This window comes from Pseudomonas sp. S2_H01 (assembly GCF_054668305.1).
The window spans coordinates 1,744,685-1,757,377 of record NZ_CP162756.1; the positions used below are offsets into that span (position 1 = coordinate 1,744,685).

Annotated in this window: 11 protein-coding genes; 7 read left to right on the forward strand and 4 right to left on the reverse strand. The window is 58.8% G+C overall.

Translation table 11 applies throughout. The features are described 5' to 3' along the window. Positions 1 to 3 precede the first annotated feature (3 nt). On the reverse strand, positions 4 to 615 hold the full coding sequence (locus AB4N84_RS07730; RefSeq protein WP_074751817.1) for a trimeric intracellular cation channel family protein: 612 nt from the start codon (positions 613 to 615) through the stop codon (positions 4 to 6). Between the two features lie 92 nt (positions 616 to 707). Beyond that, positions 708 to 1,244: an oligoribonuclease gene (gene orn / locus AB4N84_RS07735; RefSeq protein ID WP_074751815.1), complete on the reverse strand. Its 537-nt coding sequence runs from the start codon at positions 1,242 to 1,244 to the stop codon at positions 708 to 710. A 104-nt stretch (positions 1,245 to 1,348) separates the two neighbouring features. Here orn and rsgA point away from each other — a divergent pair, with 104 nt between their 5' ends. The 3 genes from rsgA (at position 1,349) to AB4N84_RS07750 (ending at position 4,378) form a co-directional block, all read left to right on the forward strand. After that, positions 1,349 to 2,380 carry a small ribosomal subunit biogenesis GTPase RsgA gene (gene rsgA, locus AB4N84_RS07740; RefSeq protein WP_460045844.1) on the forward strand — a complete coding sequence of 344 codons (1,032 nt, stop codon included), beginning with the start codon at positions 1,349 to 1,351 and terminating at the stop codon, positions 2,378 to 2,380. 642 nt (positions 2,381 to 3,022) lie between these two features. Further along, complete coding sequence (locus AB4N84_RS07745; RefSeq protein ID WP_460045845.1) at positions 3,023 to 3,526, forward strand: PAAR domain-containing protein; 504 nt, start codon at positions 3,023 to 3,025, stop codon at positions 3,524 to 3,526. Positions 3,527 to 3,529: 3 nt separating this feature from the next. Beyond that, complete coding sequence (locus AB4N84_RS07750; RefSeq protein WP_460045847.1) at positions 3,530 to 4,378, forward strand: hypothetical protein; 849 nt, start codon at positions 3,530 to 3,532, stop codon at positions 4,376 to 4,378. Positions 4,379 to 5,150: 772 nt separating this feature from the next. On the opposite strand, the gene motB is transcribed toward AB4N84_RS07750, so the two are convergent. Both motB and motA read right to left on the reverse strand, forming a co-directional pair. After that, positions 5,151 to 6,188 (reverse strand): flagellar motor protein MotB, encoded by a 1,038-nt coding sequence (motB, locus tag AB4N84_RS07755; protein ID WP_460045849.1) that lies wholly within the window; start codon positions 6,186 to 6,188, stop codon positions 5,151 to 5,153. A 3-nt stretch (positions 6,189 to 6,191) separates the two neighbouring features. Then, positions 6,192 to 7,043, reverse strand: coding sequence for a flagellar motor stator protein MotA (gene motA / locus AB4N84_RS07760; protein WP_062379054.1), 852 nt, complete (start codon positions 7,041 to 7,043; stop codon positions 6,192 to 6,194). Positions 7,044 to 7,254: 211 nt separating this feature from the next. Here motA and AB4N84_RS07765 point away from each other — a divergent pair, with 211 nt between their 5' ends. The 4 genes from AB4N84_RS07765 to AB4N84_RS07780 all read left to right on the forward strand — a co-directional run bounded on the left by AB4N84_RS07765 (position 7,255) and on the right by AB4N84_RS07780 (position 12,651). Further along, positions 7,255 to 8,790 (forward strand): HDOD domain-containing protein, encoded by a 1,536-nt coding sequence (locus AB4N84_RS07765; protein ID WP_074751809.1) that lies wholly within the window; start codon positions 7,255 to 7,257, stop codon positions 8,788 to 8,790. Between the two features lie 45 nt (positions 8,791 to 8,835). Further along, positions 8,836 to 9,651: a thiosulfate sulfurtransferase gene (gene rhdA, locus AB4N84_RS07770; protein WP_460045850.1), complete on the forward strand. Its 816-nt coding sequence runs from the start codon at positions 8,836 to 8,838 to the stop codon at positions 9,649 to 9,651. Positions 9,652 to 9,715: 64 nt separating this feature from the next. Then, on the forward strand, positions 9,716 to 10,585 hold the full coding sequence (gene asd / locus AB4N84_RS07775; protein ID WP_167362045.1) for an archaetidylserine decarboxylase: 870 nt from the start codon (positions 9,716 to 9,718) through the stop codon (positions 10,583 to 10,585). A 281-nt stretch (positions 10,586 to 10,866) separates the two neighbouring features. Next, positions 10,867 to 12,651 carry a molecular chaperone gene (locus tag AB4N84_RS07780; protein ID WP_460045851.1) on the forward strand — a complete coding sequence of 595 codons (1,785 nt, stop codon included), beginning with the start codon at positions 10,867 to 10,869 and terminating at the stop codon, positions 12,649 to 12,651. The last annotated feature ends 42 nt before the right edge of the window (positions 12,652 to 12,693 follow it).

The following is a 12,693-nucleotide window of genomic DNA, read 5'->3' on the forward strand; positions in this document are numbered from 1 at the left end:
GCCTCAATGCCCATCCTTGTAAACGAACTTGGGCATTTCCCAGCGATATTTGATCGCCAGCAAGCGCAGCAGCAACCCTCCAAACAGCGTGATCAATGTGCCCTGCTCGATGGGCAATCCCGCCCACTGACAGAGCAGAAAACACCACGCCGCGGCAAATGACACGCTGGCGTAAAGCTCGCGCCGGAAAATCAGCGGGATGTCGTTGCAGAAGATGTCCCGCAAGATCCCGCCGAACACCCCCGTGATCACGCCGCTGACGGCTGCGACCGTCATGCTCAGGCCCATGTCCAGCGCCGTCATGCAGCCAATGACCGTGAAAGCGACCAGCCCGAGTGCGTCGAGCACCAGAAACAGCGAGCGCAAGTGCCGCATCAGCGGGGCGATAAAGATCGTCACCAACGCCGCGACGCTGGTGAGGATCAGGTATTCAGGGTGTTTGACCCACGTCAGCGGGTAATGCCCCAGCAGGACGTCGCGTACCGAGCCGCCACCGAGCGCCGTGATGCAGGCAATCAGCACCACGCCAAACCAGTCCATGCCCCGGCGACCAGCCGACAACGCGCCTGTCATGGCCTCGGCGGTGATGGCGATCAGATAGAGCATCAACAACATGGCGGCAGTCCCTGCGAGAAAGGGGCGCAGTCTAACCACTGTGCCGAAGCACCAAAAGAGGGCGCATCATCAAGCCCTCTTCGCTTAACGATTTAGACCTTGATGAAATGCTCGCGGTAGAAACGCAGCTCGGCGATGGATTCGCGAATGTCGTCCAGCGCCAGGTGCGTGCTGCCTTTCTTGAATTTCAGCTCAGGTGACCAGCGCGCGGCCAGTTCCTTGAGCGTCGAAACGTCCAGATTGCGGTAGTGGAAGTAGTTTTCCAGCGTCGGCATGCGCTTGTACAGGAAGCGGCGATCCTGGCAGATGCTGTTGCCACAGATGGGCGAGCTGCGCTCCGGCACCCACTGCTTGATGAACTCCAGGGTCATAGCTTCGGCTTCAGCCGTGGAGATCTTGCTCTCGCGCACGCGCTGGGTCAGGCCCGAACCGCCGTGTTGACGGGTGTTCCACTCGTCCATCCCGGCCAACAGCTCATCGCTCTGATGCACGGCGATGACCGGTCCCTCGGCCAGCGTATTGAGCTCGCTGTCGGTGATGATGGTCGCCATTTCGATGATGACGTCGTTATCGGGATCCAGACCGGTCATTTCCAGGTCGATCCAGATCAGGTTCTGCTTGCTCTGCATATGTCGGCTCCTCAGCGTAGGCGCGCAGTTTAGCTCAGGCGGGCATGCTAGACTCCCCCCGCTTTAACCTTCAGCTGCTTTATCCAATGGAACACTGAGCACCCATGGCCAAACGCCAACTCAACCGCCGCCAGAACTGGCGCATCGAAAAGATTCAGGGCGAGCGCGCAGCGCGTGCCGCCAAACGAGAATCGCAAGCCTTGGAAACCCTGGAAGGCGGCGATCTGGGCCCGGAGCAAACGGGGCTGGTGATCGCGCATTTCGGCGTACAGGTGGAAGTCGAGGCGCAGGAAGGAGAACTGAGCGGCCAGGTGTTCCGTTGCCATTTGCGCGCCAACCTGCCCGCACTGGTGACAGGCGACAAGGTCGTCTGGCGAGCGGGCAACCAAGGCATCGGCGTGATCGTCGCGCAACTGCCCCGCACGACCGAACTGTGCCGTCCAGACTCCCGTGGCCAGCTCAAGCCGGTCGCGTCGAACGTGGACCTGATCGTCATCGTGTTCGCGCCCATGCCCGAGCCTCACGCCAACCTGATCGACCGTTATCTGGTGGCCGCTGAACACGCCGGCATTCGTCCGCTGTTGCTGCTGAACAAGTTCGACCTCATCGACGATCAGAACGCCCCGGCGCTGAACGCTTTGCTGGAGGTCTATCGCACGCTTGGTTATCCGGTGCTGGAAGTCTCGGCCCATCACGGCAACGGCATGCAAAACCTGCAGGACCAGCTGGACGGCCACATCAGCGTGTTCGTCGGGCAATCGGGCGTGGGTAAATCCTCGCTGGTGAACAGTCTGCTGCCCGAAGTCGGCACCCGTGTCGGACCGCTGTCGGAGTATTCCGGTCAGGGCACGCACACCACGACCACCGCACGTCTGTTCCACTTCCCGCGCGGCGGCGATCTGATCGACTCACCGGGGATTCGCGAATTCGGCCTTGGCCACGTGAGCCGCGCCGACGTCGAAGCGGGCTTCATCGAATTCAACGACCTGCTCGGCCGATGCCGCTTCCGCGACTGCAAACATGACCGCGAACCGGGTTGTGCGTTGCTCCAGGGCCTTGAAGACGGCCGCGTGCAGCAGCAACGGATGAACAGCTACCGGTCGATCATTGCGAGCTTGACGGGTAACAGTTACTGATCGCCACCACATAGTAGGAGCGCGCTTGCCCGCGATGGCGTTCGCATATCCAACATTGATGGTGCCTGACGCACCTCAATCGCGGGCAAGCGCGCTCCTACAGGAGGATGGCTCGTAGGCGGTGATACCTTCAATATCGCCACCGCCGGCAAGCCTGGCAGCGACAGCTGGATGTTCAGAGAAAAAAACGCCGCGATGATCGCGGCGTTTTTGTGTGCGAGGGTTATCGCCGAAGTGCGGCCATCGCGAATGAATTCCTCCCATATGAAAAATGCATGCCTGCTGTGGGAGATTCATTCGCGAGAGGCCCGCCCGGACGACCACGATCTAACCGTCAGTTCTTGGTCTCATCGATCTTCAGTTGCCCTTGATCGAAGATGTTCAGCTTCTGTCGGATCTCGTGGGGCTGGGCAGAGGCGCTGGGACAGCGACATTGAGCACTTCGGAAGCGTCCTACTTCCCCTTCTGAAATTTCTTATTTCTGAACGCAACGACGGGTGAGTAAATCCTGCGCACCGCCTTTTCTTCAACTGATGGCATTTCATGCCGGTGTATTTCTTCGACTCGGTAACCTAAGCCGAGGACCGGGTCTCGGTTGGAGCAAGTCTTAACGCTACGCCCGAAGCATCAAGGATGCCTATCATGCCCGGAAAACCCGCAGCCCGTGTTACAGACCCCACCGAGTGTTCACTCCCAGGTCATGGCACCAGCCCTATAACTTCAGGTTCAAGCAATGTTTTCTTTGACGGTCTACCTGCCGCTCGTGAGGGTGATACCACGGAGTGCGGTGGAAGATTAATCAATGGACTCTCCAGTTCTGTTCTGATTAATGGGAAACCTGCTGCCATCGTAGGTTCGGTGGCGAGCCACGGTAATGTGATCATCGGAGGGTCGGGGACCGTAATTATCGGGAACACATATACACCTGCCCCTTTCGAGCCGCCATCTCCACCCGTCATTCCCGGCACGTTCAATCGGCTCTTTGCGTTCAAGACAACCAGCGGAAAACTGGTGGAAGGGCTCCCGTATAAAGTCATCTCGGAGAGCGGAATTGAAGAGGCTGGCACGGTGACCCATGGCAGGGCGAAATGCTTTTCGACGCGCCAGAAACCGGAAATTGTCACCATCTTTCTAGCGTCGGAGTAGCCCATGGAGACGATCATTGAGATCTCCGGCGTGCCCTACACTTTCGTCACAGAGAACGGCGACACTCGCTTGCGCCTCGATAGCCAGACTACAGCCAGCGAAGACACAGCTATCGAAACGTTGGTTATCCCAGAGATATGGGTGATCACTCGCTCAAATGGCGTTCCATTGTTTGCTCTCGAACCGGTTCTCTGCGATAGGCCTTTTCGCATAATGACGGCAAACCAACTGTATGGAGAGAAGATTCAGTGGTTTGAACCATTGGCGGACGATTACCGAAAAATTCTATGGACAAACCCCATCAACAGCATTGAAGGTTCAGCAGCACATGACGCATTCAAGCATCATACGTGGCAATCGATCATTGAGTTCGCCATCATTGACCGTGGGGCATTGATGTATTACGCCGGACTTCCTGGAGACTGGAAAAATCAAACGTCTGGTGGCGATGGATATTTGTTATGCCTGGTGGAGGGTGAACCCTACTGGACCGATGGATTAGGTCAGATTCCGTTTGCCGTAGACACATTCCGATTGCAGTGGCAAAGGACAGACAGTACCGACATGGCCATTAGAAAAACCGGAGAGGTTGGACTTGCCTGGGCGACGGGCAGATTGGAAAAAGAACAAGGCAGTCAAAACGTTTACGATAACTTTATTATCATCAGAGCTGCATTATGGGCCTCAAAAAACTTCATTAGAGAATTCTCAACTTCTGAAATATATGGTGGACTGAGGGGATTGAGCAGCAAACAGAAAGTTGACACCTTTTATCAACCGACCTCACCGCTCCACCTTAAAAGCTGGATAACGGAAGACAGTCTCGAAAAGTATAAAGCTTGGACACCGTAATGTTGAGATATCTAGCAGGCGTCGCGATCTATCTTCTGGTCGCCCTAGCCTCCGTAAAGATCCATGACTATAGTGTCGATCTTTATCAAACGTACTTTGGCGAAATCACAGCGAAGGATGCGGTATCCGGGGGTGCCAAGCACCTAGCCGCGTACGTATTGATCGTTATGAATATCTTAATGTTTTCGCTACCTAGGCTGTATGCCAAACTATTAGCCATGGCGGTGATGACAGCACTTTTGCTTTGGATTCTGCTCCCCCACTACCCCATTCGAGCCTTGGGATATAGCTGCTTTAACGCAGGTATCAGCGTTTTTGCTCTCGCCGCCCGCGCAGGGGTTGACCGGTTGTTTTTTCGGTATGGGACCTCGGCAAGTTCGAACGAATGAACAGCTACCGCTCGATCATTGCGAGCTTGACGGGTAGCAGTTACTGATCGCCACCACATAGTAGGAGCGCGCTTGCCCGCGATGGCGTTCGCATATTCAACATTGATGGTGCCTGACACACCTCAATCGCGGGCAAGCGCGCTCCTACGGGAGGGTGGCTCGTAGGTGGCGATACCTTCAATATCGCCACCGCCGGCAAGCCTGACAGCGACAGCTGGACGTTCAGAGACAAAAAAACGCCGCGATGATCGCGGCGTTTTTGTGTGCGAGGGTTATCGCCGAAGTGCGGCCATCGCGAATGAATTCCTCCCATATGAAAAATGCATGCCTGCTGTGGGAGATTCATTCGCGAGAGGCCCGCCCGGACGACCACGATCTAACCGTCAGTTCTTGGTCTCATCGATCTTCAGTTGCCCTTGATCGAAGATGTTCAGCTTCTGTCGGATCTCGTGGGGCTGGGCATAAGCCTGGGGATCGACCGCTGGTGCGGCGGTCGATGCGCCTGGCTTGCCGCCCGGCGCAGTTGGCGAGGTCGGAGCCGGGGCAGCGTCGGTCTTGGGCGCCTCGCCAGCGTTCTGATCGCCTTCGATGCGCGCCTGAGCCTTTTTGGTCAGCACGACGATGTCGATACGGCGGTTGATCGGGTTTTCAGGGTGTTCCTTGTCGTACAGCGAAGACGAGGCATAACCCACGACACGAGCAACCTGCGGATCGGGATACCCACCGGCAATCAGCGCCCGGCGAGCGGCGTTGGCGCGGCTGGCCGACAGCTCCCAGTTACCGAATCCGTTGTTGCCTACATACGGTGTCGCGTCGGTATGACCGCTGATGCTGACTTTGTTCGGCACGGCCTTGATGGTGTCAGCCATGGCCAGCAGGATGTCTTCGAAATAAGGCTTCAGACGCGCGCTTCCGATGTCGAACATTGGGCGGTTCTCGGCGTCCATGATCTGAATACGCAGGCCGTCCTGAGTGATCTCGAACAGGATCTGGTCCTTGAACTTGGCCAGTTGCGGGTTCTCGTTGATCTTGGTCTGAAGCTCCTGCAACAGCATTTCCAGGCGCTCCTGCTCGACCTGCTCGGCGGCGGCATCCTGCTTGTCGGCATCGACAGGCACTTTGTCCGGCGCAGGCGTGCTCTTCACTTCAGGGTTGAGCGTCTGGTCAGGCGACATCTCGGGCGAACCGCCGAGGTCGATCACGTAAGGCGAGCCACTGTCGGAGAAACCGACCGGGTCCTTGAAGTAACCGGCGATGGCGATCAATTGTTCGGGCGTGGCCGAGGACATCAGCCACAGCACCAGGAAGAACGCCATCATTGCCGTCGCGAAGTCGGCAAAAGCGATTTTCCAGGCGCCGCCGTGGTGCCCTCCGCCAAAGCGCTTGACGCGCTTGACTATGATTGGCTGATTATTTTCCATGGATCAACGACCGCGGACAGCTTGTTCCAGCTCGCTGAAGCTGGGGCGGTGCGCCGGATACAGAACCTTGCGACCGAACTCGACCGCCAGTGAAGGCGGCACGCCCGAAGCCGACGCCACGAGGGAGGCCTTGATAGCTTCGAACACGTTCATTTCTTCCTTGGCGTCGTGCGCCAGGGAGGTGGCCAGCGGGCCGAAGAAACCGTACGCCGCGAGAATACCGAAGAAGGTACCCACGAGCGCTGCACCGACGTGCATACCGATTGCAGCCTTGTCGCCGGAGCCCAGGGAGGCCATGGTCACCACGATACCGAGTACTGCCGCGACGATACCGAAACCGGGCATACCGTCTGCCACGCCGGTCACCGCGTGGGACGGGTGCTCCAGCTCTTCCTTCATGCTCAACAGTTCCATGTCGAACAGGCCTTCGAGCTCGTGAGGGGCCATGTTGCCGGACGACATGATGCGCAAGTAGTCGCAAATGAAGGCGATCATCCTGGTGTCTTTGAGGATGCTCGGGTACTTGGCGAAGATCGGGCTGTTCTCCGGCTCTTCGATATCGCCTTCAATCGCCATCATGCCTTCACGACGGCTCTTGTTGAGGATCTCGTAGATCAGGCCCAGCACCTCAAGGTAGAAGGCGTGGGTGAAACGCGAGCTGAACATCTTCAAGGATTTCTTGATGACGTGCATGGTCATGTAGCCCGGGTTCGCCTGCAAAAATGCGCCGAACGCAGCACCGCCGATGATCAGGACCTCGAAAGGCTGGATCAACGCAGCGATCTGACCGTGGGAAAGTACGTAGCCGCCGAGGACGCTCGCGAAAACGACGATGATGCCGATAATTTTTGCCATAGATAAAAAATACTTACTGAGTCGGGTTCATGGTCATTGTGCGAGAAGCGTTCAAAACTCTTGTTCTACTTATCGGCATGAGTGCGCCAGACTATAGTCAAATCACGTGAAAAACCTGTCTGGCGTCTGGCTCGGGCATACCCGCTCGAAGGCCAGCATGATGCCATCATTCGACGCCGATCAAAACCTCCCAGCCGTATGGGCCTTGTGAATGCAATCAGATAAAGCCTCATCGCTCCCCGTTCCGCAGACACTCGACACCTGGGTCAAACAACTGGACAGCATTGCTTTGCCTGTCCCGGCGATCGCGCATGCGAAGGTCAACGCAGCGCTGAATGACAGCCGCCGCTCGCTTCGGGACATCGCCGAATTGATGCAAGACAGCCCTGCGCTGGTGCTGAGCGTGCTGCGCGAGGCCAATGTCCACGGCAGCGGCCTGGCTGAGCCGGCCGAAAGCCTTGAGGTCGCACTGAACCGACTGGGACTGGCCAGAACGGCCACCCTGCTCACTCGTCTGCCCAGCGTCGAATTACAGGACATCCCTGTCGCACTGCGCCAGCTTCAAATGATCAGCCAGCACGCCACGCAACAGGCTCATGGCTTGTTCGCCAACCAGTTGGCGCGCCTCTGGCAGGACATTCACCTGGGCAGCCTGCTGTTTCTCGCGCCGTTGTGGCCGATGGCGCTGGCCCACCCCAAGCTGCTGGAAGAGTGGGAGCTGCGGGTCATTCATAAAGGAGAGTCGGCGCGGACTGTCGAGAAGTCTTTGTTTGGCGTTCGGTTGCTGTGCCTGTGCCAGGCGCTGGCCGAGCACTGGCGGCTGCCGATCTGGGTGACGCAGGGCTATCAGTTGCTGATCCACGAACAGCGCAACCTGGTGAACGTGTTGCGCATCGCTCACGAAAACGAAGACCCCCTCAAACAGCAACAGAGCCTGGATGCCGACTTGCCGTTGCAGCGCTGGCTCAATCAGCCTGCCAACACCATCCTGCTGGCCAACGGTCTGGCGTTATCGGCACAACAGGCCTGGGACACGCCGCACAACCTGCGCTGGCAATTGCTGACGAGCCTGTACCGGCAACAACCCTTGATGGAGCTGCAGCAGCAGGTGCACCAGAACGCCGCCGCCAGTGCTCGGCAACATGCCGCACCGGGCGTCTGGCATCCGGCCGAAGCCTTGCTCTGGCCATGGGACGCGCGGCGCGTGCATAAAGGATTGCTACCGGCGCCGCCCCCTTCCGCCGAGGCCTTGCAGGTCTGGCGTAAGCACTGCGGCGACCTGCTCAGGGAGCCCAGCGCGTTCACCAACGCGATGCACCTGACCACCTGCGCACGGGATGCCTTGCTGGCGTCCGGGATGCAGCGCGCACTGCTGCTGATGATCGACCGCAAAAGCGACAGCTTGCGCGTGCACCAGATCGCGGGTGTGGATAAATCCGCAGCGGCCCTGATGATTCCTTATAAAGACAGCACCGTGCTGCAGCGATTACTCGCCCAAGCCACGCAATTGCGCCTGACACCTGCCAACAACGCTCAATTCTCGGCGCTGCTGCCACCTCAACTGCGCAACCTGTTCACGGGGGAAAACCTGCTGATTCGCTCACTGGCGAGCAATGGCCGCGTGGTGATGCTGATCGTTGCCGACCAGGGCGGCGGTCCGTTCTCGGAAGTCACGGTCCAGGCCTTTGGTAAAACAGGACAGTGCATCGAGAAAGCGCTGACGACCTTTAGCCATCGCAATGCCTGACGGCTGAGCTACAATTCGCCTCTTTTTCGTGATCTGGAGACCCACATGTCTGCCTTCTCAAGCTTGCCGCTGGTGATCGAGCCCGCAGAACTGCAGGCACGCCTCGGCGCTTCAGACCTGATCCTGGTGGATCTGACCAGCGCACCTCGTTATGAGGCCGGTCACATCCCGGGCGCACGGTTCGTTGACCCCAAGCGTACACAACTGGGTCAACCTCCTGCTCCCGGCCTGCTGCCGACGAAGACACAGCTGGAAGCCCTGTTCGGTGAGCTGGGCCACAACCCTGATGCGGTCTACGTGGTCTACGACGACGAAGGCGGCGGTTGGGCGGGCCGCTTCATCTGGCTACTGGACGTAATCGGGCATTCGAAATATCACTATCTGGACGGCGGCCTGCTGTCCTGGCAAGCCGAAGGCCTGCCATTGTCCACTGACGTGCCGGCACCGGTTGGCGGTCCTGTCCCGCTGACGCTCCATGACGAACCCACCGCCACCCGTGAATACCTGCAAAGCCGCCTGGGCGCCGCTGATCTGGCGATCTGGGATGCGCGCGGTCCAACGGAGTATTCAGGGGAGAAAGTGGTAGCCGCCAAAGGTGGACACATTCCCGGCGCCGTCAACTTTGAATGGACCGCGGGCATGGATCCGGGGCGCCATCTGCGCATCCGCAAAGACATGCCACAGATTCTGGAAAGCCTGGGCATCACGCCGGACAAAGAAGTCATCACCCATTGCCAGACCCACCACCGTTCCGGCTTCACCTATCTGGTGGCCAAGGCCCTGGGTTACCCGCGAGTCAAAGGTTATGCCGGCTCGTGGGGCGAATGGGGCAACCACCCGGACACACCGATCGAGAAATAACCGGGCGCCCCTGCTGCCCGCACTGGCTTCACCTGTCAAAAGCCCTTTTTGAAACGTTTTAGGAATCTTGATGAAACAGCGTCTGTTTATTCTTTTCCAATACCTGCTTCCCCACCATCTGCTGTCACGCCTGGCCGGCTGCGTTGCCGAATGCCGCGTGCGCTGGTTCAAGAACGCGTTCACGCAGTGGTTCGTGCGCCGTTATCAGGTCGACATGTCCCAGGCATTGGTCGAAGACTTTACCGCCTACCCTCATTTCAACGACTTCTTCACCCGCGCCTTGAAACCGGGTGCGCGTCCGCTGGACGAAACGCCGGGCGCCATCCTCTGCCCTGCCGACGGCGCGGTCAGCCAGTTGGGCCCGATTGATCACGGCCGTATCTTCCAGGCCAAAGGCCACAGTTACAGCGCGCTGGAACTGCTGGGTGGCGACGCCCGCCTGTCAGCCCCGTTCATGGGTGGCGAATTCGCGACGGTTTATCTATCACCGAAGGATTACCACCGCGTTCACATGCCGCTGGCAGGGACGCTGCGCGAGATGGTGTACGTCCCGGGTCGCCTGTTCTCGGTGAACCAGACGACCGCCGAAAACGTTCCTGAACTGTTCGCCCGCAATGAGCGCGTGGTCTGCCTGTTCGACACCGAGCGTGGCCCGATGGCGGTGGTTCTGGTCGGCGCGATGATCGTTGCGTCCATCGAAACCGTGTGGGCCGGCCTTGTTACACCACCCAAACGCGAGCTGAAAACCTTCAGCTACGACGAAGCCGCGCGTGCTCCGATCCATCTGGAAAAAGGCGCAGAGCTGGGTCGCTTCAAGCTGGGCTCGACTGCCATCGTGCTGTTCGGCCCCCATCAGGTGAAATGGGCAGAGCATCTGGCGGCAGGGTCGCCCGTGCAAATGGGCCAATTGCTGGCAGCACCTGCTCAGGCCTGATTATTGCCTGTTAATTTCTGAAACGGTTTTCTGGCGCGCCTGCAATGCCCTTGCAGGCCGCCATGGGTCGCCTCATCCCTGATGTATCAAGACTGATACGGTGTCACTTTGATATTAAAGGCTGCGATCAAGAACTGATGCTGCTAAAGTCGTCCATCGGTGTTGTAGGAAACTTCGCTTTCAATTGACGTACACTCGCTCGTTTCGCTTGACCGCGTGCCAATGCACCGCAGTTTTCACGAAGCCGTACGAGCCAGTAGTTGTTGGGGTTTGCCTGTCACATGAGTAATTTAAGTCTCCCACTGTTGTTGCGCGCACCTGTGCCGACGCAGTCGAGCCTGTCGTTCTGTGACGCGACGCCAAAAGACCTCAAGCGCTGGATCTCTACCCTTCCCAAAGCCAACCTCGGTGAAATGGCCCGCCAGCTTTATCAGGGCCTGGGTGAACTGAATCAACTGCTCACGCCCAGTGAAAACCGGCTGCAACTGCTAGAGCTGCTGCGCCCGGAAGTGTCTTTCGTGTGCAAGCACCTGGAGCGGCATTTCCTCAATCAGTCGGTGGTACTGGAAGAGCGCCCGCGCAAAGTCGCCAACCTGTGCCAGGCCCTGCAAAACCATCTTGCCATTGGCTACAAGCAAATCATCGCTCGGGTGGCGCCACGGCTCACCAGGGATCGCACGACCCTGTTGACCACTGCCCTGCAACGGGCGCTGCATTGCCTCAACGGCCCGTTGATTCGCGCCAACCAGCTTTATTGCCCGGTGCAGGACGGTTTGTGGCTGGAGCTTCACCAGATCTACCAGATCGCCCGCCAACATCAGCTGCATAACATCCCGGTGGCCGATAGCCAGGCGCATCACACGCGCACCTTGACGGTAGAACAGACATACCTCGTTGCGCTGCTGATGGGTTGCTCACGCTGCAATCAGATGCGCCAGCACAACATCGGCAAACTGGCCGATGCGCTGGACGCCTGGAGCGCGATGGTGACGTTGCAGCAACCGCTCGACGACACCAGCCTGTACGCCATAGCCCCCAGCACTGACACCGCGCCGCGCTACACCTCGCTGTATGCCGAGGACCAACGCGCCAACCTGCTCGGCATCAACCCGCGCGCGCTGTCTGCCGCGCTGCATCGCTATATCGAACTGCCAATCGAACAGCGCTCACAGTCCTACCTGCATGTGCCGCCCGGGCTGTCGATTGATGTGCTGCAACACCTCGCGGCGGCGTGGGGTGACGTGTCGGAGCGCGCCTTTCAACGCACGCCCGGCCAGGGCACGCTGACCGTCTGCGTCGGCATGAGCGCCCTGCACTATTTTGTCGGCGGACAGAAATGCTTCAGTGATTTGCTGCTGGTGCCCGCTGTGACGGTGAGCAAGGTCGCCGAATACACGCTGCAGCCCCTGGAACCGACGCGTCATGACCCATGGGCGCAAGCCATGGACGTTCAACGCAGCGGCAGCTCCAGCAACATGCTGCCGTTCGAAGAAATCGAGTATCAGGGCAGCGAGTCCGAGGCAACGGCGGCGTCTGACGCCCAGAACAGCTTTCCCACTTACGCACTGCACATCGTCAATCACAGCCCCGGCGGCTACTGCCTGGCCTGGCCGAAAGACGTACCGGACCAGTTGCAGGCCGGAGAAATGATCGGAATTCAGGACCACGGCCACGGCTGGAGTATTGCCGTGGTGCGCTGGGTGCGTCAGGTGCGAAGCGGCGGAACACAGATGGGCGTCGAATTGATTGCCCCGTTTGCACAGGCCTGCGGCCTGCAATTGCTGCGCGCCGAGCAAAGCAGTCAATACTTGCGTGCGCTGTTGCTGCCCGAGGTCCGCGCAATTGACGTGCCGGCCACCGTGATCGCCCCTCGCCTGCCGTTCGAAGACGGCAGCAAGGTGATGATCAACACCAGTGGCGATGAGCGTCGCGCCAGCCTGAGCAATCGCCGGGCGACGACAGGCAGCTACAACCAATTCGAGTATGAAGTGTTGGAAGGGCCGAAGAAGAACGCGCCGCAAGCGGGTCCGGAGCAGGAATTCGATTCGTTGTGGACGGTGCTGTAGTCCTGCCGCCCGAACCAATGACGTGGAACACCGGGTAGAAGC